The 20,549-nt window shown below is 72.1% G+C and carries 21 protein-coding genes and 1 pseudogene; 8 read left to right on the top strand and 14 right to left on the bottom strand.

What is annotated here, in order from left to right; all coding sequences use genetic code 11:
* The first annotated feature begins 42 nt into the window (after positions 1–42).
* Complete coding sequence (locus tag KKZ08_RS11915; protein WP_223774429.1) at positions 43–471, top strand: organic hydroperoxide resistance protein; 429 nt, start codon at positions 43–45, stop codon at positions 469–471.
* A 69-nt stretch (positions 472–540) separates the two neighbouring features.
* On the opposite strand, the pseudogene KKZ08_RS11910 reads toward KKZ08_RS11915, so the two are convergent.
* Positions 541–3,145, bottom strand: a pseudogene (locus KKZ08_RS11910) (M14 family zinc carboxypeptidase).
* A 152-nt stretch (positions 3,146–3,297) separates the two neighbouring features.
* Here KKZ08_RS11910 and KKZ08_RS11905 point away from each other — a divergent pair.
* A complete protein-coding gene (locus KKZ08_RS11905) occupies positions 3,298–4,113 on the top strand; it encodes an EI24 domain-containing protein (RefSeq protein WP_223774428.1) in 816 nt (271 codons plus the stop codon).
* Here KKZ08_RS11905 and KKZ08_RS11900 read toward each other — a convergent pair.
* Both KKZ08_RS11900 and KKZ08_RS11895 read right to left on the bottom strand, forming a co-directional pair.
* On the bottom strand, positions 4,071–5,321 hold the full coding sequence (locus tag KKZ08_RS11900) for a pyroglutamyl peptidase (RefSeq protein WP_223774427.1): 1,251 nt from the start codon (positions 5,319–5,321) through the stop codon (positions 4,071–4,073). The genes KKZ08_RS11905 and KKZ08_RS11900 overlap by 43 nt on opposite strands.
* Before the next feature lie 77 nt (positions 5,322–5,398).
* The gene (locus tag KKZ08_RS11895) at positions 5,399–5,635 is read right to left on the bottom strand and encodes a hypothetical protein (RefSeq protein WP_223774426.1); all 237 of its coding nucleotides are present in this window, start codon (positions 5,633–5,635) and stop codon (positions 5,399–5,401) included.
* Between the two features lie 123 nt (positions 5,636–5,758).
* Between KKZ08_RS11895 and KKZ08_RS11890 the strand changes: the two genes are divergently transcribed.
* The 3 genes from KKZ08_RS11890 (at position 5,759) to KKZ08_RS11880 (ending at position 7,207) form a co-directional block, all read left to right on the top strand.
* Positions 5,759–6,355, top strand: coding sequence for a TetR family transcriptional regulator C-terminal domain-containing protein (locus KKZ08_RS11890; RefSeq protein WP_223774425.1), 597 nt, complete (start codon positions 5,759–5,761; stop codon positions 6,353–6,355).
* Between the two features lie 70 nt (positions 6,356–6,425).
* Positions 6,426–6,578: a hypothetical protein gene (locus KKZ08_RS11885; RefSeq protein WP_223774424.1), complete on the top strand. Its 153-nt coding sequence runs from the start codon at positions 6,426–6,428 to the stop codon at positions 6,576–6,578.
* Positions 6,575–7,207 carry a LysE family transporter gene (locus KKZ08_RS11880; protein ID WP_223774423.1) on the top strand — a complete coding sequence of 211 codons (633 nt, stop codon included), beginning with the start codon at positions 6,575–6,577 and terminating at the stop codon, positions 7,205–7,207. The genes KKZ08_RS11885 and KKZ08_RS11880 overlap by 4 nt, the downstream gene beginning before the upstream one ends.
* 10 nt (positions 7,208–7,217) lie before the next feature.
* Here KKZ08_RS11880 and KKZ08_RS11875 read toward each other — a convergent pair whose 3' ends face one another.
* From KKZ08_RS11875 to KKZ08_RS11860, 3 genes are all read right to left on the bottom strand, one after another.
* A complete protein-coding gene (locus tag KKZ08_RS11875) occupies positions 7,218–7,961 on the bottom strand; it encodes an aminoglycoside phosphotransferase family protein (protein ID WP_346657872.1) in 744 nt (247 codons plus the stop codon).
* Positions 7,962–8,086: 125 nt separating this feature from the next.
* A complete protein-coding gene (locus KKZ08_RS11865; protein WP_223774422.1) occupies positions 8,087–9,076 on the bottom strand; it encodes an aldose epimerase family protein in 990 nt (329 codons plus the stop codon).
* A 38-nt stretch (positions 9,077–9,114) separates the two neighbouring features.
* Positions 9,115–10,029, bottom strand: a complete 915-nt coding sequence (locus KKZ08_RS11860; protein WP_223774421.1) for an SGNH/GDSL hydrolase family protein — start codon at positions 10,027–10,029, stop codon at positions 9,115–9,117.
* 341 nt (positions 10,030–10,370) lie between these two features.
* Between KKZ08_RS11860 and KKZ08_RS11855 the strand changes: the two genes are divergently transcribed.
* Positions 10,371–10,865 carry a DUF3145 domain-containing protein gene (locus KKZ08_RS11855; RefSeq protein WP_127908424.1) on the top strand — a complete coding sequence of 165 codons (495 nt, stop codon included), beginning with the start codon at positions 10,371–10,373 and terminating at the stop codon, positions 10,863–10,865.
* 103 nt (positions 10,866–10,968) lie between these two features.
* Here KKZ08_RS11855 and fabF read toward each other — a convergent pair whose 3' ends face one another.
* From fabF to KKZ08_RS11830, 5 genes are all read right to left on the bottom strand, one after another.
* Positions 10,969–12,231 (bottom strand): beta-ketoacyl-ACP synthase II, encoded by a 1,263-nt coding sequence (gene fabF, locus KKZ08_RS11850; RefSeq protein WP_223774420.1) that lies wholly within the window; start codon positions 12,229–12,231, stop codon positions 10,969–10,971.
* Positions 12,232–12,300: 69 nt separating this feature from the next.
* Complete coding sequence (locus tag KKZ08_RS11845) at positions 12,301–12,549, bottom strand: acyl carrier protein (protein ID WP_055531551.1); 249 nt, start codon at positions 12,547–12,549, stop codon at positions 12,301–12,303.
* 72 nt (positions 12,550–12,621) lie between these two features.
* Positions 12,622–13,623: a ketoacyl-ACP synthase III gene (locus KKZ08_RS11840; protein WP_223774419.1), complete on the bottom strand. Its 1,002-nt coding sequence runs from the start codon at positions 13,621–13,623 to the stop codon at positions 12,622–12,624.
* A 28-nt stretch (positions 13,624–13,651) separates the two neighbouring features.
* Complete coding sequence (locus KKZ08_RS11835) at positions 13,652–14,563, bottom strand: ACP S-malonyltransferase (RefSeq protein ID WP_223774418.1); 912 nt, start codon at positions 14,561–14,563, stop codon at positions 13,652–13,654.
* 90 nt (positions 14,564–14,653) lie between these two features.
* Complete coding sequence (locus KKZ08_RS11830) at positions 14,654–15,919, bottom strand: helix-turn-helix domain-containing protein (RefSeq protein WP_223774417.1); 1,266 nt, start codon at positions 15,917–15,919, stop codon at positions 14,654–14,656.
* 50 nt (positions 15,920–15,969) lie between these two features.
* Between KKZ08_RS11830 and KKZ08_RS11825 the strand changes: the two genes are divergently transcribed.
* Positions 15,970–16,644, top strand: coding sequence for a pirin family protein (locus KKZ08_RS11825; RefSeq protein ID WP_223774416.1), 675 nt, complete (start codon positions 15,970–15,972; stop codon positions 16,642–16,644).
* Positions 16,645–16,706: 62 nt separating this feature from the next.
* On the opposite strand, the gene KKZ08_RS11820 is transcribed toward KKZ08_RS11825, so the two are convergent.
* A complete protein-coding gene (locus tag KKZ08_RS11820) occupies positions 16,707–17,522 on the bottom strand; it encodes a serine hydrolase domain-containing protein (protein WP_223774415.1) in 816 nt (271 codons plus the stop codon).
* Positions 17,523–17,655: 133 nt separating this feature from the next.
* Between KKZ08_RS11820 and KKZ08_RS11815 the strand changes: the two genes are divergently transcribed.
* On the top strand, positions 17,656–18,129 hold the full coding sequence (locus KKZ08_RS11815) for a MerR family transcriptional regulator (protein ID WP_223774414.1): 474 nt from the start codon (positions 17,656–17,658) through the stop codon (positions 18,127–18,129).
* A 7-nt stretch (positions 18,130–18,136) separates the two neighbouring features.
* On the opposite strand, the gene KKZ08_RS11810 is transcribed toward KKZ08_RS11815, so the two are convergent.
* A complete protein-coding gene (locus tag KKZ08_RS11810; RefSeq protein ID WP_223774413.1) occupies positions 18,137–19,363 on the bottom strand; it encodes an acyltransferase in 1,227 nt (408 codons plus the stop codon).
* Positions 19,360–20,523 carry an alpha/beta hydrolase gene (locus KKZ08_RS11805; RefSeq protein WP_223774412.1) on the bottom strand — a complete coding sequence of 388 codons (1,164 nt, stop codon included), beginning with the start codon at positions 20,521–20,523 and terminating at the stop codon, positions 19,360–19,362. The genes KKZ08_RS11810 and KKZ08_RS11805 overlap by 4 nt, the downstream gene beginning before the upstream one ends.
* Positions 20,524–20,549 lie beyond the last annotated feature (26 nt).

The raw sequence follows: 20,549 nt of genomic DNA, 5'->3' as shown, positions 1-20,549 counted from the left end.
GTGGGCGCGCGCCGCGGCATGTATCGGGAGGAATCGGCAGTTATGTCCATTCAGAAGATCGACGTCAAGTACACCGCGGTCGCCACCGCCGAGAACGGCCGCGACGGCCGTGTGGCCAGCGACGACGGCAAGCTCGACGTCGTCGTGAACCCGCCGAAGGAGATGGGTGGCAGCGGCGCGGGCACCAACCCCGAGCAGCTGTTCGCCGCCGGGTACAGCGCCTGCTTCCAGGGTGCCCTCGGCGTCGTGGCCCGCAAGGAGAACGCCGACATCTCCGGCTCGACCGTGACCGCGAAGGTCGGCATCGGCCAGAACGAGTCCGGCGGCTTCGGCCTGGAGGTGGCGATCACCGCCTCCATCCCGAACGTGGACGCGGCCACCGCGCGGTCCCTGGTCGAGAAGGCGCACCAGGTGTGCCCCTACTCGAACGCCACGCGCGGCAACATCAAGGTCGAGCTCGCGGTCGCCTGACCCGCGCTCGCCCGCACGCGAGGGCCGCACCCCGGAGCCGGGGTGCGGCCCTTCGCCGTGCCCTGCCGCTTATCGCGCGACGCTCAGCAGCGCCCGCCCGACCTGCGGGAACACACCCTTCGGGTGGTCACGGAAGAGCGGCTCGGTGCCGAACAGGACGACGTCCGCGCCCCGTGCCGATCCGCTGACGACCGAGGCCCGGCCCGCCGCGTCCGCAGGCCCGCCGGCGCCGTCCTCCATGGCCCGCCAGTGCCCGGAGACCAGGGGGTTCCCGGCCCCGTACCGCTGCTCCACGCGCACACCGGAGCCGAGGCCGGTGAACCACATCGGCGAGTAGACGAAGCTGTGGTCCGGGGCGCCGCCGGTGACCATGCCGCCCGCGTTGGCCACGCGCACCACGCCGTTGGCGTCGCCGTTGCCCTCGACGGCCTCCGCGGCGAGCAGCTTCGCGTCGGCGTTCAGCGCGGCGCCCGCCGCGCCGCGCCCGACGAGTCCGCCGCCACGGGTGAGGAACCGGTCCAGGCCTGCCTTCGCCGTGGCGTTCAGCTTGGCGTGGTCGAGCCCCGCCGAGACGAAGAGCGCGTCGGCCTTCTTCCAGTCGAAGCCCGCGTTGAGCACGGCCGTCGACACGGGCACCACGTCGAAGTTCATCTCCCGCAGCGCGAACAGCTCGCCCGGCGTGACGGCCGCCGCGACCCGAGTCCGGTGCAGCACGGCGCCGCCCTCGGCCTTCGTGGCGTCGAACGCCACGTCGTACTTCTTCGCGGCGGCGACAGTGGCGCGGCGCGCGGACGACGGCACGATCGCGCCGCCGTCCCGGTCCCGGCGCGCCGGAACCCCTTCGGCGAGCAGCGAGTTGAGGGCCGCGATCTCCCGCGGGTCGTCGAGCCGCAGCCGCAGGTCGCCGCGCGGCGCCACGTACCCGACACCGGCTGCGGCACGCACCTCGCGGGCCCGGACGCGGTCCAGCTCACCCTTCTTCGCGGACTTCACGGAGTCGACGCTCGCGCCCCACAGCCGCCCGAGGCTCCACCCCGAGATGTCGTACATGGTCGACACCTTGCCGCTGATGTCCCGCCCCTCGGCCAGCATCACATTGGCCAGACCGCGCTTGGGCTGATGCATGTCGACGACGTACGAGCCCTTCGCGTACGTCTTCCCGCCGAGCCGGAAGCCGTGGCTCGCCCGCTCGACCCGCACGTCGTTGGCGATCAGATGGTCCACGAGCCGGGCCGCCGCCGTCGCCGAACGCTGACCGCGCCCGTGTGACGCGGAGCCCGCCGGAATCACGTACGCGCGCGGGAACTCGGTCGTGTAGACGTCCTCGGGACCGATCCCGGGCACGCCCGGCACGGTCTCCGCCGAGACCGGCACCTGCTTCGCGCCCGTCGCGCCCCGCCGGAAGACCTCGATCTGGTCGGCGATCAGCGTCGTGCGCCGACTGTCGGCGAACTCGATGCTCGCGCGCATGGCCGCGCCCGCGATGTCGACGTTGATGCCGGCCCTGCGCCGCAGCTCGGCGACCGGCTGCGTCTCGTACGCCGCGTTGTTCACCTGCATCGGGAACTCGATGGTGTGCGTCGCGACCGCGCCGTGGAAGGGCATGTACTGCGGGGTGAAGATCGGCGGCCAGTCGTCCCAGCCCTCCTCCTGGTCGCGGAAGGGGATGACGGCGGGCTTCACCCCGTCCTTCTCCTGCGTGTACCCGAGGCCGTTGACGGCGGCCTCCATGCCGAGGGCGTTGGCGTAGGAGTTCTTGAGGAAGAGGTCGTACTCGTAGTTCTCGCCGTGCGGGGGAGTGGTCGGCTCGATCAGCGTGCCGTTCACGTACCCGTGCAGGTCGATCATCACGGCGGGCTGCTTGGCGACGGCGATGGCGCGGACCGCGCGCGCCTCGGGCTGGGAGGCGGTGATGAAGTCGCGGTTCAGGTCGAAGCCGTTGGCGTTCGCCCGGGTGCCGGCGATGCGGCCGTCGGGGTTGGTGGTGACGCTGAAGTAGAGGCGGTTGCGCGCCAGCAGGGACCGGCTCTTCTTGTCCTTCGCCTTCGCCAGCTTCTCGATGAGCTTCAGGGCGGCGTCGGTGCCCTCCCACTCGTTGCCGTGGATGTTGTTGTTGATGAAGACGGGCGTCTTGTACGAGGACTTGATCGCCTTGTCCTTGGCGGCGGACGCGGGGTGGTTCTCGATGCGCTCGCGCATCCGCTCCTGCCGGGCCGTCTCGCGCGCGGACTCCGGGGCGGTGACCGTCACGAGGTAGAGCGGGTGCCCGCCCGCCGAGCGGCCCGCGATCTCCACGCTGACGCGGTCCCCGAGCCGCTGGAGCTCATTCAGCTTCGGGGCTATGCCGTGGTACGGCGTCAGCCCCAGTTTTATCGACTTGTCGGCCGGATTCTCCGGAGGCGCGGGGAGCTTGCGCTCGCGCGGGTAGCCGCGGCCCCCGTCACCGGCGGGCCCCGGAGCCGGGGCGTCCACCAGGGTGTCGCCGAGGGCGCGCTCGGCGGCGGCCGCGGGCCTTCGCCGCCCGGTCGGCGTCGAGCGGCGAACCCTCGCGGGTGACCGGGCGCGGCGTCGGGTCGGCGGTCGCGCTGCCCGGGGCGAGCGCGGTGAGGACCAGCGCGCCGGCCGTGGCGGCGGTGGTGAGCAGAACGGGTCTGGATGGCCGGGACATGCCCATGCGTACCTCCGATGATCGGTAAGCGAGGTCTTACACGGTTCAACTCCCGGGCAACAAGGGGGCATTACCGGGGAACCTTCCGCCCCGGCTGTGACAGCCCTGGCACACGGCACCCCGCAAACCAGCCCTCACCTGCGGCTAAGGTGTGCCGCATGCGTGATCTCGGTGTGGGCTTCGGCTACTTGATGAAGGGCCAGCGCTGGGTCGCCCAGCACGGCAAGCAGTACGGGATGGGCCTGTTGCCCGGCCTCATCACCCTTGTCCTGTACGCGGGGGCGCTCGTCGCGCTCGCGCTCTGGGGCGCCGACGCCGTCGGCTGGGCAACGCCCTTCGCCGACGGCTGGTCCTCGCCCTGGCAGGGTCTCTTCCGCGGCTTCCTGACGGCGCTGCTCTTCGCCATCGCGCTGCTGCTCTCCGTCCTCACCTTCACCGCCGTGACGCTCCTGATCGGGCAGCCCTTCTACGAGTCGCTGTCCGAGAAGGTCGACATCGCCGAGTCGGGCCACGCCCCCGAATCCGGGCTCCCGCTCTGGCGCGAGCTGTGGATCTCCGCGCGGGACAGCCTGCGCATCGTCGTACGCGCGGCCGTCTGGGGCGTCCTGCTCTTCGCGCTCGGCTTCATCCCCGTCGCCGGGCAGACCGTCGTCCCGGTCATCGGCTTCTGCGTGACCGGCTTCTTCCTGGTCGAGGAGCTCACCGCGGTCGCCCTCCAGCGCCGAGGCGTCGACCTGCGCGAGAGGCTCACGCTGCTGCGCTCGCGCAAGCAACTCGCCTGGGGATTCGGGACGCCGCTCGCCGTCGCCTTTCTGGTGCCGTTCGTCGCGGTCTTCCTGATGCCGGGCGCGGTCGCGGGAGCGACGCTGATGGCGCGGGATCTGCTGGGCGAGAACGGCTCGGACGACGGCGGAGCGGCTTCCCGTGGCGGTCAGGACTCCGACGCGGCCACCCGCAGGATGCCCCGCACCTGAGCGATGATGTCGAGCCGGTTCCGTACGAACTCGGGGTCGGTGACGGCCCCCGTCGCCGGGTCGGTGTTCCCCGCGCCGAACTGGAGGACGGGCGTGTGCACATGGCCGCCGGGCAGCCGGTCGCGCAGCCCGAGCCGGTCCCGCAGCAGCGTCGCCCGGTAGGCGATCTCGTTGGACAGATAGTCACCGCCGCCGCCCGCACGCGCCGTCGACCCCTCGGTGGGCCCATCGGGCCGGACCACGGGCTGCGTGCCACCCGCCGGGATCTCCGTCACCGACGTGTTGTCGTACACGGGGAAGCGGCCCGTCCCGCCCTCCACGATCTTCTTGTACGGGAGGGTCGTCGACGTCCACTGGGGCTGCGAGGCAGGGTCGTTCACCGGCACGGTCTCCGTCCTGGAGACGTTCTCGTTGTCGGGGAAGCCGCCGCGCCAGGCCCCGTTGGTCCGCTCGATGTCGAAGCGGCCCACCCGGCCCTGGCTGATGGTGGTGAAGAGGTCGACGCGCGGAAGGTGCGGCCGCAGCGCACGCTCTACGGCGCCGTCGGCGAAGTCCTGCCACCGGACGGGGAACGTGACCGCCTCGATGCGGGCGGGCCCGTCGGCGGTGCGGATCACCGTGCCGTCCAGGGCGAGCGCGGTGGCACCCGACGGATTGCTGATGCGGACGTCCCTGTCGAGCGTGAACGGGTCGAACCCGGTCACGAGGATCCGCTTGGTGTGCCCCCGCCCATGAGGCAGGCGCACGTCGTCCTGCCCGCGTGAGGCGGACTCCAACGCCCGTATCAGCCGGTCCCGCCCGCCCTCGCCGAGGGAGAAGCGGCCGGGCTCCCACTGCCGCAGCTCACGCGTCATCCCCAGCCGGGCCCAGTACAGCGGCCGGTCGTCGTCCCGGCTCAGCTCCCCTCCGACGGGACCGCGCCCCTGAGCCCGGTCGACGGCCCGCCGCCACAGCGACCTTCCCTCGCGTACGACGAGACGCCGCGCCTGGTCGTAGGAGCGGGCCTTGCCGAGGGCCCGGGCGAACTCCGGGGCGACGGAGTCGAATCCGCTGCGCCGCAGGATCTCCTGCGGGACGGCGCGGTCGAGCCGCTTCTCCTCGACGGTGGCGGGACGGCCGTCGGCGTCCGGGGCGGCGGTGGCGGTCGCGGGGGCGGCGAGGCCGGTGAGCAGGGCGGCGGCGCCGAGGGCACCGAGTCGAGACAGCACAAGAGATCGAGAACGCACGCGAGTCCTTCCGTAACCGGTGGGGTGGCGGGAGTATCGCGCGACGGGAGGGGCGGGCGCTACGGCGTCCTCCGGGCGATCCGACGGCGCGCGGCCAGGGCGAGCAGAACACACCCGGCGACACCGACGAGCAGGTCCGTCCACGCGGGGGCGTGGGCTTCGCGCAGCAGGGCGGAGACGCCGAAGGAGGTGTCCCACGCCGCTTCCGTGACGGCGGAGCCGAAGCCCTGCACGAGCAGGATGCAACCGAAGAGGGGCAGCAGGCCTCCCGAGGACTTCGTGGTGCTCTTTGCCATGGACGTGTCTCCCCTACCTGTGCGGCGTGTTCCGATGCGGACGCATCGAAACGTGTGTGGCCCGATCATGCCTCGCCGACGGGATATGATGCAACCGCATCACAATCCGGGGAGGCCACGCCCATGCCCAAGCAGGTCGACTACGAGGAGCGGCGCCGCCGCATCGCCGAAGCGGTCTGCCTCCTGATCGCCCGCTCCGGGATGGAGTCCGTCAGCCTCCGCGACGTCGCCGCGGAGGCGCGGGTGTCGATGGGCGCGGTCCAGCGCTGCTTCCGCACCAAGGACGAGATGCTGCTCTTCGCCCTGGAGGACATCTCGCAGCGGGTCGGCGAGCGCGCGAGAGCCCGCATCGAGACGTCCGACGCGCCCCGCTCGGCCGCGACCCTGCTGGACCGCACGCTGTCCGCGCTCGCGCTCGTCGACGCGGAGGACAGGGAGCAGGCGCAGGTCTGGGGCGCCTTCGTGGCGCACGCGGCGGTGAGCGGGCAACTGGCGGCGGTGCTCCGCGAGACGTACGCCAAACTGCACGAACTCCTCGTCTGGCTGCTCGGCTACGGCAAGGACACCGGCGAACTGTCCCCGGCCCTGGACCCGTCCGCCGAGGCCCGCGCCCTGCTCGCCCTGACGGAGGGCCTCACCGCGCAGGTCCTGGTGGGCCATCAGACTCCGGAATCGGCACGGGAGGTGCTGGGGCGGTATGTGCGCGGCCTGATGGCCTGAGCGCCCCGCGCCGGGCCCCCGCGCGTAATTCGGTTGCCGGGGCGGGGGCGCCGCCGCGACGCTCTGGCCCATGACCACCACCATGCCGGCCGCCACGTCGGGCACCCTCACCCTGCCGCTGACCCTCTCCGCCTCCCTCTCCGCCTCCCTCTCCGTCGCCGTTCCGGCGCGCGGTCAGCAGCAGGCCGGGCCGGATCGGAGGCCGATCCCCGCGCTCGCGTGAGCACGGCCCTGATCGCGGGCCTCCTCGCGGGCTACGGCATCGCCATGCCGGTCGGCGGGGTCGCGACCTACCTGGTGGCTCTGACTGCGCGTACGTCCTTGCGGACCGGCGCCTGCGCCGCCCTCGGCATCGCGACCGCCGACGGCCTCTACGCCCTGGTCGCCGCGGTGGGCGGCACCTCGCTCACCCGCCTCATCGCGCCGCTCATGACGCCCCTGCGCTGGGCCTCGGTCCTGGTGCTCCTCGCGCTGGCGGCACGGGGAGCGGCCGTGGCGATCCGGCAGTACCGCGATCCCGGCACGGCCGTCGGCGGGACCGGCACCCCGCTCGGCCCCGCCCGCGCCTACGCCGCCCTGCTCGGCCTCACGCTCCTGAACCCCGCCACGATGATCTACTTCGCCGCGCTCGTCCTCGGCGGCCCGACCACCGCGTCGCTGACGGGTCCCGAGCAGCTGGCGTTCGCGCTGGCCGCCTTCGTGGCGTCCGCCGGCTGGCAGCTGCTGCTCGCGGGCGGCGGGGCGGCCCTGGGCAGGGTCCTGACGGGCCGCAAGGGGCGCCTGATCACGGCCCTCGCGTCCAGCACGCTCATCACGGGCCTCGCGGTCCACCTCCTCGCCGCGGCGCCGTGAACGCCGTGCGTCACACCGGCCGGCGTGCGGGGGAGTCCTCCTCCGTCAGCCGGTCGATGACGAGGCGTGCGGTGTCCGCCATCACGGGGTTCGTCCCGCGGTAGTACGAGAGTTCGTTGAGGGCGATCGTGAGGGCCCAGCCCCGTCCGCGCGCCCACATCGCGTCGTCCGCCGCCCGGCCGAGCGCGGCACGGAAGGCCGCGCGGGCCGGGGCGTCCATCAAGTACCACGCGGCGATCAGGTCGACGGCCGGATCGCCCACGCCCATGCACTCGAAGTCGATGACCGCGCTGAGGCGCCCACGGTCGACGAGGACATTGCCCGGCTGCAGGTCCCCGTGCAGCCACACGGCGGGCCCTTCCCACGCGGGGGCCCGCAACGCGGCGTCCCACACGGCGGTCGCGGCCCCGGCGTCCACCGTGCCGCGCAGCCGGGCGATCACCGCACGCGTGGAACCGTCGCGCTCGGCCAGCGGCTCGCCGCGGAAGGCGGCGGGCGCACCGGCGGGGTCGACCTCCCGCAGGGCGGCCAGGAACCCCGCGACGTCCCGGGCGAACAGGACGGGCTCGGCGAGGGGCCGGCCAGTCGTGCCGTCCAGCCACCGGAAGACGGACCAGGCGTAGGGGTACCCCTCGCCCGGCCCGCCCCGGGCGACCGGCACGGGAATCGCGACGGGCAGCGCCCGGGACCTGTACCCGGGCCGCGAGGTCACCCAGGTCCCGGTCGACGCGCTCGGTGAGGGCGGCGGAGGCATCCACTGCGCGACCCAGCAGCTCCCGAAGGCGGGGCGGTGAGCGCGGTGGCCGGTGCACGCTCTCCCTCGTCCACCCCGGCCCGCAGCGCACCGCCGAGGAACTGATGTCCGAGGGCGGAGCGGGGTCAGCGTACGGAGAACCCGTACACGGTCTGCGAGGCGTACACCTCGCCCGGCCGCAGCGTCGCGGAGGGAAAGCCCGGCCGGTTCGGGGAGTCGGGGAAGTGCTGCGTCTCCAGCGCGATCCCGTCACCCGGTGCGAACGGCAGGTCCGCCGCGAAGTGATCCGCCGTATAGAGCTGAAGCCCGGGTTCCGTCGTCGCCACGCTCAGCGTTCGGCCGGACGCGGGGTCGCTCAGCGCGGCCACCGGGACCGGCCGGGCCGTGACGCCCTTGTCGAGCACGTAGTTGTGGTCGAGCCCCGGCCCGGCAGGCCGCGCCGAACGGAAGTCGAAGCGCGTCCCGGCCACGTCCGCGTACACCCCCGTCGGAATCCCGGCGCCGTCCGTCGGAGTGATCCGGGAGGCGGCGATCCGCACCTCGTGCCCGAGCGCGCTGCCGGAACCGGCGCCCGCGAGGTTCCAGTACGTGTGGTTGGTGAGGTTCACGACGGTCGGGGCGTCGGTCGTCGCCTCGTACGCGATGGTCAGCGCCCCCGCCGCGTCCAGCGCGTACGTCGCCGCGACCGCGAGCCGCCCCGGATAGCCCTCCTCACCGTCCGGGCTCACCCGCGAGAGCCGCACCCCGTGGTCGCCGGCCGGCTCCGCCTCCCAGACGTGCTTGTCGAAGCCGCGCTCACCGCCGTGCAGGCTGTTCGGCCCGTCGTTTCGCGCGAGGCGGTGCGTGCGCCCGTCGAGCGTGAAGGCGCCGCCCGCGATCCGGTTCGCGTACCGCCCGACCAGCGCCCCGAAGTACGGCCCCGGATGGCCCAGATAGCCGTCGAGCCCCTCGAACCCCAGCGCCACCGACGCCACCTGCCCGGAACGGTCCGGAACTTGCGCCGACTGCACGATCCCGCCATACGTCAGCACGCGCACCCGCACCCCGCCCCTTTCCAGGGTCCAGCGGTGGACGGACGTGCCGTCGGGGAGCGTGCCGAAGAGTTCACTGCGCATGCCCGCGACCCTATGCCCGGGCCGCCGCCCGCCCCCGCCTACGCGACCGGCTTGCGCGCCGTCACCTGCCGGTAGGCCAGCTCGGCCAGGCGCGACTGCCCGTTCTTGCTGGGGTGGAACCAGTCCCAGTGGCTCAACTGGTCGCCGTCGAAGCGGTAGTCGAAGACCGCCCCGCCGTCGTACCGGCAGCGACGGTCCTTGTCGCACACGTCCTCAAGGACCTCGTTGTACGCCACCACGCGCTCACGCACGGTGTCGCGCCGCTCGGACGCCGCGGCACCGAGGTCGTCCGGATCGCTCAGCATCGAGGAGCAGATGCCCAGCTTCCACACCTGCTTGCCCAGCGGATTGGTGCGCCCCTGCGACCAGAGCCGCTTGAGATCCGGTACGGACGCCACGTACACCTGCGTCTTCGGCAGCGAGCGCCGCAGGGTGCGCATCGCCTGCTCGAAGTCGGCGCGGAAGTCGTCGACCGGCGTCATCGACGCGGCCGTCGGCCGGCAGGCGTCATTGGCGCCCACCATCACGGTCACCAGCTCGGGCCGCTCGGTGACGGCGCGGGCCACCTGCCCCGGCAGATCCGCCATGCGGGCGCCGCTCTTCGCGTGGTTCCAACTGTGCGAGGCGGCCCGCCGCTTCCCCAGCAGCCGCGTCGCGAGGCTCTTCACCTCGGGGCCCGTGCCGGTCGCCCAGGACGCCTCGGGGCAGTCGGAGAGCACCGAACAGGCGTCGAAGCCACGCGTGATGGAGTCACCGACGGCCGCCAGGGAACGGGGCGTGGTGTCCCAGGTGGGGGTCGGTTTGGGGGAGGGGCCGACATGCGCGGAGGCGCCGGGGGCCGAGGCGTTGCCGCCCTGCGCGTCGCAGGCGGAGAGCGTCGCGGTGCCGAGGAGGGCCGCCGCCGCGAGGGCGACGGCGCCGCGCGAGCGTGAGCGGTGCCTGCGGTTGCGCATCCCCTGGTCCCCTCTGTCGTTCAACGTGACGTCGTGCGCGTGCCCGGGGTTGCGCCCCGCCGGGTGAAAGGTCGGACTTTCCTGCCCCTCGGACCGACGGTACGTCACACTCCTTGCCCCGCCGCACGGTAGCCTCGCCCCGTAGCTGTCTGGCCCTGCTGTCACGGGTGGCGACAGGCGGGTGATCCACCCGGTGACGCCCTGCTGCTGTGGTTCCGCTAAATTACATCACGTCACATCTGTCCCCTTTTCCCAGGTTTCTCTAGCATTTGGGGAAAATTGCTCGGCACGGGCGCGAGGCCGCTGGGGAAGGCGAACCTCGACCCACACTGGAGGTCCCGGTGACGACACGTGGAGTTCTGTACGTGCACTCCGCTCCGCGCGCGCTGTGCCCACACGTCGAGTGGGCCGTCGCGGGCGTGCTCGGCGCGCGTGTGAGCCTCGACTGGATCAGGCAGCCCGCGGCGCCGGGCACCTGGAGATCCGAATTCTCCTGGCAGGGCTCGGTGGGCACCGCCTCCAAGCTGGCCTCGGCCCTGCGCGGCTGGGATCTGCTGCGCTTCGAGGTCACGGCGGAGCCCTGCGCCACCGCCGAGGGCGAGCGGTACAGCGCCACGCCCGACCTCGGCATCTTCCACGCCGTGACCGGCCTGCACGGCGACATCCTCATCCCCGAGGACCGCCTGCGCGCCGCCCTGGCCCGCTCGCAGCGCGGCGAGAGCGACTTGGAGGCCGAGCTCGCCAAGCTCCTCGGCAAGCCGTGGGACGACGAACTGGAGCCCTTCCGGTACGCGGGCGAGGGTGCGCCGGTGCGCTGGCTGCACCAGGTCGTCTGACATCTCCGCCGGGTAACCGGAAGGGCCCCCACCATGCGGTGGGGGCCCTTCCAGTTACGTACGACCGCGTCACACGGCCGACCGCGTCACACGGCCGACCGCGTCAGACGGTCCTGAACGCCAGGACGACGTTGTGACCGCCGAAGCCGAACGAGTCGTTCAGCGCCGCGATCCTGCCCTCGGGCAGCGGGCGGGCCTCGTCGCGGACGACGTCCGCGTCGACCTCCGGGTCGAGGTTCTGGATGTTGATCGTCGGCGGAGCGACGCGGTTCTTGAGCGCGAGGACCGTGGCCACGGTCTCCACGCCGCCCGCGCCACCGAGCAGGTGACCCGTCATCGACTTGGTGCTGGAGATCGCCATGTGGTCGACGTCGTCGCCGAAGGCCTTGCGCAGCGCCTTGATCTCCGCGACGTCACCCTGCGGCGTCGAGGTGGCGTGCGCGTTCACGTGCATGATCTCGGCCGGCTTGAGGTCCGTCGTGTCGATGAGGTTCTGCAACGCCGCGGCGATGCCGTTGCCGGACGGCTCGGGCTGCGTGATGTGGTGCGCGTCGGCCGAGATGCCCTGGCCGACGGCCTCCGCGTAGATCTTGGCGCCGCGGGCCTTGGCGTGCTCCTCGGACTCCAGGACGACGACGCCGGCGCCCTCACCGAGCACGAAGCCGTTGCGGTCCGCGTCGTAGGGGCGCGAGGCGCCCTGCGGGTCGTCGTTGTTCTTCGACATCGCCATCATGTTGCCGAACGCGACGATCGGCAGCGGGTGGATCGCCGCCTCCGTGCCGCCCGCGACGACGACGTCGGCGCGGCCGGTACGGATCATCTCGACCGCGTAGCCGATGGCCTCCGCGCCCGAGGCGCAGGCCGACACCGGGGTGTGGACGCCCGCGTGGGCGCCCAGCTCGATGCCGACGTTGGCCGCCGGGGAGTTGGGCATCAGCATCGGCACGGTGTGCGGGGAGACGCGGCGTACGCCCTTCTCCTTGAGCACGTCGTACTGGTCCAGGAGGGTCGTCACGCCACCGATTCCGGAGGCGATGACCGCGCCGAGGCGGTGCGGGTCGACCGAGGTGTCCTCGCCGGCCTTCGCGGTGTAGCCCGCGTCGGCCCAGGCCTCCTTGGCCGCGATCAGCGCGAACTGCGCCGAGCGGTCCAGCTTGCGCGCCTGCGGGCGGGGGATGACCTCGCCCGGTTCCACGGCGATCTGACCGGCGATGCGGACGGGCAGCTCGGCTGCCCAGTCCTGCGCCAGCGTGCTGACGCCGGAACGGCCCGCGAGCAGGCCCTCCCACGTCGAGGCTGCGTCGCCACCCAGCGGTGTGGTTGCGCCGATACCGGTGACGACCACGGTGCGATTGGTCGAGTTCACAGGAAATTTCTCCACGGTGTTGAGGGGATCAGCGGCGCCACCGCCGGGTGGCGACTGAGCACGGCCTGATCAGGCCTGGTGCTCGAGGATGTACTTGGTCGCGTCGCCGACCGTCTTGAGGTTCTTGACGTCGTCGTCCGGGATCTTGACGTCGAAGCGCTCTTCGGCGGCGACGACGACCTCGACCATGGACAGCGAGTCGACGTCCAGGTCGTCGGTGAAGGACTTGTCCAGCTGGACGTCCTCGACCGGGATGCCGGCGATCTCGTTCACGATCTCCGCGAGACCGGCGACGATCTCTTCCTGAGTGGCGGCCATGTTGGCGCTCCTTCTTATGTATCCAGAGGGTGTGGCGTCCTGGGGACGGACCGGATGATCCGTACGAGACGCCTAGGGGAGGGTAACGACCGTGGCGGCGTACACGAGACCCGCCCCGAAGCCGATGACGAGCGCGGTGTCGCCGCTCTTCGCCTCGCCGGTCGCCAGGAGCCGCTCCATCGCGAGCGGGATCGAGGCGGCCGAGGTGTTACCGGTGGTGCGCACATCACGGGCGACCGTGACGTGCTCCGGCAGTTTCAGAGTCTTCACCATCGAGTCGATGATCCGCTCGTTGGCCTGGTGCGGAATGAAGACATCCAGGTCGTCCGCGGTGATTCCGGCCGCGTCCAGCGCTTGCTGGGCGACCTTCGCCATCTCGAACACGGCCCAGCGGAACACCGCTTGGCCTTCCTGCGTAATGGCAGGGAACTTGTCGGGGGCGCCGTTGCGGTACGCCTCCCAGGACTCGGTCTGCTTGATCGTCTCGGACTTGTCGCCCTCCGAGCCCCACACCGTGGGGCCGATCCTCGGCTCCTTGGAGGGGCCGACGATCACGGCACCGGCACCGTCGCCGAACAGGAACGCCGTCGCGCGGTCGCTCAGGTCGGTGAGGTCGCTCAGCCGCTCCACGCCGATGACCAGGACGTACTCGGCCGAGCCGTCGGTGACCATACCCCTGGCCAGCGTCAGGCCGTAACCGAAGCCGGCACAGCCCGCGGAGATGTCGAACGCGGCGGGCTTGCCCGCGCCGATCTTGTCCGCGATCTCGGTCGCGATGGCCGGGGTCTGCTTGAAGTGCGAGACCGTCGAGACGATCACGCCGCCGATCTGCTCGGGCGTGATGCCCGCGTCGGCGATCGCCTTGCCCGCCGCCTCGATCGACATCGCGGCCACGGTTTCCTCGTCGGAGGCCCAGTGGCGGGTGGCGATGCCCGAGCGGGAACGGATCCACTCGTCGGACGAGTCGATCGTCTCCAGGATCACCTCGTTCGGCACGACACGGGTGGGCCGGTAGCCGCCGACGCCCATGATCCGCGCGTACGGGGCGCCCTGACTGGGCTTGATCTTCGACATGCGCTACGGCTCCTTGTCTGTCGTCGGCTCAGGAATGCTCGGCGACGAGCGCGCGGGCCGCGTCGAGGTCATCGGGGGTCTTCACCGCGAGCGTCTGGACGCCCTTCAGCGCGCGCTTGGCCAGACCGGTCAGCGTGCCGCCGGGGCACACCTCGATCAGCGCCGTGACGCCCAGATCCTTGAACGTCTCCATGCACAGGTCCCAGCGGACCGGGTTGGCCACCTGGCCGACGAGGCGCTCGATCACCTCGGCGCCGGTGGCGACCGGCTTGCCGTCGCGGTTCGAGACGTACGTGAACTTCGGGTCGGCGGGGGTGAGGCCCTTGACGGCCTCCTCCAGCCGGGCCACCGCCGGAGCCATGTGCCGCGTGTGGAAGGCGCCCGCGACCTTGAGGGCGACGACCTTGCGCACACCCTCGGGCTTGTCGGCCTCCAGCGCGGCCAGCTGCTCCTTGGTGCCGGCGGCCACGATCTGGCCCGCGCCGTTCACATTGGCCGGGGTCAGGCCGAGCTTCTCCAGGTGCGGGACGGTGATCTCCGGGTCGCCACCGAGCAGTGCCGCCATGCCGGTCTCCGTGACGGCGGCGGCCTCGGCCATGGCGAGACCGCGCTTGCGCACCAGGCGCAGGGCGTCGTCATCACCGATGACACCGGTGTACGCGGCGGCCGTGATCTCACCGACGCTGTGTCCGGCGACCGCGCCCGGCGTGATGTCACCGAGTGCCGCGGCGGAGAGCAGTCCGGCGGCCACGAGCAGCGGCTGCGCCACGGCGGTGTCGCGGATCGCGTCCGCGTCGCCTTGCGTGCCGTAGTGGGCAAGGTCGAGCCCGATGGCGTCCGACCAGGCACCGAGGCGGTCTGCCGCGCCGGGGAGGTCGAGCCAGGGGGTCAGGAAGCCGGGCGTCTGAGCGCCTTGGCCGGGAGCGACGAGTACGAGCACTCTCACACTCTCTCTTGTCGACGGCGTAAGCCGCCCGTGGGGACAGGGACGAAGAACGGCTGGGGGAATTGTAGGAGCCCGACAAAAGCTCTACGACTGGGGATCCCCGTCGGCCAGACGTCCCAGGATGAGCGCGATCCGGAGCGTGAACGCGGAGCGCACATCGGAGGGCGACCAGCCGGTGACGTCAGTCACACGTCGAAGCCGGTAGCGCACGGTGTTGGGGTGGACGAAGAGCATCCGGGCCGCGCCTTCGAGGCTGCTCGCCTGCTCCAGATAGACACTGAGCGTCTCCAGGAGCGCGGAGCCCGCTTCCTCGAGTGGTCTGTAGATCTCCTCCACCAGCTGCTCGCGGGCCGCCGGATCCCCGGCCATGGCTCGCTCGGGCAGCAGATCGTCCGCGAGGACGGGCCGCGGGGCGTCCTGCCAGGCGGCGCACGCCTTGAGCCCGGCGGCCGCGGCCTGCGCGGAACGCGTGGCGGCGAGCAGATCAGGGACGACCGGCCCGGCCACCACGGGACCGGCGGCATACGGGCCGATCAGCGCCTTCGCGACCGCCAGCGGGTTGTCGCTGCCGCCCGCGATGACCACCAGGCGAGCACCGAGCACCCCCGTCAGGACCTGGAGCTTCGCATGCCGGGCGGCCCGGCGGATGGCCTCGACGGTGAGCTCGCTGTCGCCGTCCGGTGCGGTACCGAGCAGCACGCAGACGTGCTCGGGGGAGTTCCACCCGAGCGCGGCGGCGCGGGAGACGGCTCCCTCGTCGGCCTCCCCGGAGAGCACGGCGTTCACGACCAGCGACTCCAGCCGGGCGTCCCAGGCACCGCGTGCCTCGGCGGCCTGCGCGTACACCTGCGCGGTCGCGAAGGCGATCTCGCGGGCGTAGACGAGCAGCGCCTCACGGAGGACGGATTCGTCTCCCGGGGCCGCCACCTCGTCGATGGCGGACTCCATCACCTCGATCGTCGTACGCACCATCTCCACGGTCTGCCGCAGGGTGATCGCCCTGGTCAGCTCGCGGGGAGCGGTGCCGAAGACGTCGGTGGAGATGGCCTGCGGAGCGTCCGGATGCCGGAACCACTCGGTGAACGCGGCGATACCGGCCTGGGCGACCAGGCCGATCCAGGAGCGGTTCTCCGGCGGCATCGCCCGGTACCAGGACAGTGTCTCGTCCATGCGTGCGATGGCCTGCGCCGCGAGGCTCCCTGACGACTTCTCCAGGCGCTTGAGGGTCGCGGTGTGCGCGTGGGGGGTGCGGCGGTCCTGGCGGGGCCCGGATCCCGGCTCCTGCGGGGAACCGGGCGGGAACCCCGGCCGGGACTCCTGGTGGTCTTCGTTCGCTGAGGGTTCGGGCACGGGGACAAGACTGCCTTATCGGGGCGGGCACATGCGGTGCCGGGGCTAACGTGGGGTGCGTGATAGACGTACGGCGCTCCGGCGACCGGTACCGCGGCGGGGAGGCGGCGGCGGGCATCGAGTCCTTCCACGCCTTCTCCTTCGGACCGCACTACGACCCCGACAACCTCCGCTTCGGCGCGATCCTGGCCTGCAACGAAGAACGCCTCGCGCCCGGCGCGGGCTTCGACGAACATCCGCACAGCCACACCGAGATCGTCACCTGGGTCGTCGAGGGCGAACTGACCCATCGCGACTCGACGGGCCGCGAGTCACTGGTCCGCCCCGGCGACGTCCAGCACCTGTCCGCGGCGGGCGGCGTCCGCCACGTGGAACGCAACGACGGCCAGGCTCCTCTCGTCTTCATCCAGATGTGGCTGGCCCCCCTCGCGCCGGGCGGCGACCCGTCCTACGCCGTCATCCACGGCATCGCCGACTCGACCCCGTACGAGATCCCCGGCGCGGGCGCCCTGCTGCACACCCGCCGCCTGGCCCCGGCCGAACGGACCGCGCTGCCGGACTCCCCCTTCGTCTACGTCCACGTGGTGCGCGGCGAGATACGGCTCGGCGAGGAGCGGTTGACAGCCGGGGACTCGGCGCGGATCACAGCCGAGACGGGCGTGGAGGCGGTGGCCGTGGGCGACGCCTCGGCGGAACTGCTGGTGTGGGAGATGGCGGGGGAGTAGGCGGAGAGCAAGTGGGGGAGTAGGCGGGGGGCAGGCGGAGTGGGTGGTGTGGGGCCGGAGCCTCAGAGCTCTCCGAGCACCGCGTCGGTGAACGGGGGCCACACCTCGACGGCCCAGGGCCCGAAGGGCCGATCGCTGAGGGCGACGCAGGCCGCGCCCGCGTCCGGGTCGATCCACAGGAACGTCCCGGCCTGCCCGAAGTGCCCGAACGTCCGAGGCGAAGACGAACTCCCCGTCCAGTGCGGTGCCTTGGAGTCCCGGATCTCGAACCCGAGCCCCCAGTCGTTGGGGTTCTGATGCCCGTACCCCGGCAGTACACCCTTCAGCCCCGGATACGTCACCGTCATCGCCACGGCCACCGTCCGCGCGTCCAGCAGCCGAGGCGCCTGCACCTCCGCGGCGAACCTGACGAGGTCGTCGACGGTGGACACCCCGTCCTTGGCGGGCGAACCCTCGCCTTCCAACGCGGTGGCGGTCATGCCGAGCGGCTCCAGCACGGCCTGCCGCAGATACTCCCCGAACGGGATGTCCGTCGCCTTGGCGATGTGATCGCCCAGCACCTCGAACCCCGCGTTGGAGTACAGCCGCCGCGTCCCCGGCGCCGACATCACCCGGTGCTCGTCGAAGGCGAGCCCACTGGTGTGCGCGAGCAGATGCCGCACCGTCGACCCCTGGGGTCCGGCGGGTTCGTCGAGCTCGACCGCACCCTCCTCGTACGCGACCAGCGCCGCGTACGCCGCGAGCAGCTTGGTGACCGAGGCGAGGGCGAAGCGGTGGTGCGTCGGCCCGTGCTTGCCTGCGACCGTCCCGTCCGCACGGACGACAGCGGCGGCAGCGGTGGACACCGGCCAGTTCTCGATCATCCCCAAGCTCTGCATGCCCAAGAGCCTAATTCCTCCCTGCGAAGCACCGTGACGTCAGGTGGTCACCAGTGACCAAGAAATGAGACGCCCCCTCTTTTCTCCCGAACCCACTTGCTTGGAGCGCACTCCAAGGTTCTAGCGTGAGGGCATGACGGTGATGGAGACCACGCCCGCACCCGCCCGCCCGGCCCGGGGGGTCGACCCCTGCGCCTCGGCACCCGCCGGGCCCCCGCGCCCGGACGGCCAGGACCACTACACGATCAGCGAGGTGGCCGCCTTCACCGGTCTCACCGCCTACACCCTGCGCTGGTACGAGCGGATCGGCCTGATGCCCCACATCGACCGCTCCCACACGGGCCAGCGCCGCTACCGCAATCGCGACCTGGACTGGCTGGCCCTTGTCGGCAAGCTCCGCCTGACCGGGATGCCGGTGGCGGACATGGTCCGCTACGCGGAGCTCGTCCGCGAGGGTCAGCACACCTTCCCCGAGCGCCAGGAGCTTCTGGAGCGCACCCGGCGCGATGTCCGCAGCCGCATCGCCGAGTTGCAGGACACCCTCTCGGTCCTCGACTACAAGATCGATACGTACGCCGGTGCCCGCAAGACGTCGGAGAGCGTCTGAACCTGCTTCACGCGAGGCCCAGGGCGAACACCGCGAACCCGGCCGCCAGGACTCCGGCGAGCGCCCGCCTCGCGTGGCTCGCGCGCTTCCACGGCGCCTCGAAGCCTCGGGCGTAACGGCCTATCAGGACCAGCAGCGCCGCGAGAACCGGGAGCCAGGCGATCCGAGCCGCTATCCAGCCCAGCGTGTCGGGGCCCGTGGTCAGCCCCGGCACCGCGCCGAGGAACGAGCCGGGCACGGCCGCGGCCAGCAGCGCCGTCTGGTGCCAGCACAGGATCGTCATCGCCGACAGGTTGACCACGACGACCGGCGCCCACAGAGCGGGCCTGCGCAGCAGACGGCCGATGCGGTCCCGCAACAGGATCGCCGCACCGCTCTGCGCTGCGGCCAGGGCAAGGACCAGCAGCGACGGCGGATGCGAGTTCGTCCGGGCCTCGCCGGGGACGCCGACCATCGACGCCGGATAGTGGAAGGCGAGGAGGAGGGCGGCGAAGAGAGCGGTGCCACCGGCCAGCAGGATCCAGGCCCCGCGCCCGCCCAGCCTCTTCTCGCCCCAGGAGACGCCCAGTTGGTAGGCGAACATCCAACCCGGCAGCAGATTCAGCAGGGAGAGCCAGGAAGGCATGCCCTCCGCGAACGGCCCGTAGCGCAGGAAGTCCACCAGGGCGACCGACCCGACCAGGGGCAGCGCGGCCCAGGCCCCCAGCCGCTGCGCCGCCCGTATGCACCAGGGGGTGAGCGCCGTGATCACCGTGTAGACGCCCACGAACCACAAGGGCTGTATGACCAGCGTGGACGCCGTGCGCAGTGTCGTGCCCGGCACCCCCAGCGTGTACAGCACCGGGAGCAGCGCGGCCCAGACCGCGGTCACGCCCAGGACCGGCCGCCCCAGTCGCGCGAGGCGCCCACGCAGCCAGGCGCCCGTCGCTTCGCCCCGCGCCACCGCCCGCCGGTACGACAGTGTGGAGGCATAGCCGCCCACGAGGAAGAAGATGCCCAGCATCTGAAGCACCCAGCTGATCGGTGCGAAGAAGCCGAACGAGGACAGGGGGCTCGCGTTGTGCAGCGCCCCTCCGGTGTCGAGGGTGAAGCCGCCCAGCAGCCAGTGTCCGGTCGGCACGGCGAGCAGGGCCACGGCGCGCAGCCCGTCTATGGCTCGGTCACGGTGGGCCGGCGTTCTGGCGTCGATGGCGCAGGCCGCTCCGCGCAGCCGGTTCAGAAGGGGAAGGCTCATGTCCGTGCTCCTATGGTCCGGGTGGCGCCGGCGGGGTCGGCCCCGCCCGCGATGCGGGCGAAAGCCCGCAGGGAGTCCGTGCCGGGGGTGAAGTAGCCGGTGTGGCCCTCGGCCTGTTCGGCGGGGACGCGCCGGGCGCCGAAGCCGGGGGCCGTCGGATCCTCGCCGTGGCCGAGGCCGAACAGCTCGACGTTCGGCACCTTGCCGATCCAGTCGCTGTCGTCCTTGGCGGCCCAGACGCGGGCGTCGGTGTGCAGATCGGCCACGCTCCGCGCCCGCATGCCGGGAGAGCCGAGCACCACCAGGTCGGTCGCGGTGAGGCGTGGTGCGGCCAGGCCGCACACCACCGAGCCGTAGCTGTGGCAGAACACGGCGGGTCTCGGGGCGCCTGCCGCCGTCAGACCCTGCGTGAAGCGCGCGAGGCGTGGCGCACCCGCTTCGGCGAGGCGGCCCGTGGCGGCGTCCGGGCCGAGGCCGACCGGGGTGGTGTACCCGACCCAGGCGACCACGGCCGTGCGCTTGCCCGCCGCCGCGTACAAGGAGCGGCCCATCCCGGCCGGCGTGCCGTACTTGTCGTTGGCGCGGTCGAAGGTGTTCAGGTCGATGTCGGAGCCCGGCACGACGACAGAGACGTGGTCGGCCCGGCCCAAGTCGCCGTACACCTCCGCCACTTGGCCGCGGCCTCGCGGGTCGAACGCCAGTATCTGGCGCCCCGGGGCAAGTAGTTCGCCGTAACGGATAATCAGGGCACGGGCCCGCGCACGGTCCTGGGCGGTGAGGCCGGGGTCGGTCGCCCGGGCTCGCTCCCGCTTCCGCTCGGCTTTGAGGAAGCGGGCGTTGGCCTCGTACCGGAGAGCTATGGGGGCTCCGTCGAGATTGCCGACGACCGATGGGTGCCGTGTCACCAGCTCTTGGCGCCGGGCGGCGCTCAACGAGTCGAAGAACGCGGCGACGCGGACGGGGGATGCGGCCGCGGGATCCGGCAGCCGCATCCCCAAGGAATGGTCCGCGCGCCAGGAACTCATGCCCGGTGGCGGGCCCGTGAGTGGCTGCTGCTCATTGCCGACCGTCCAACCCGCCGTACCCGCCACGACCGTCGTCATGAGCGCGGCGGTGACCAGCGCCCTCTTGCTCCGTGCTTTCCAGGACCGAATCCGCATGGCCGGTCTCCCTCCCCGCTCCGTGG

Source organism: Streptomyces sp. 135, from assembly GCF_020026305.1.
Taxonomy (GTDB): Bacteria; Actinomycetota; Actinomycetes; order Streptomycetales; family Streptomycetaceae; genus Streptomyces.
Note: the sequence above shows the minus strand (reverse complement) of the source record. Positions and strands in the feature narration are given on the sequence as shown.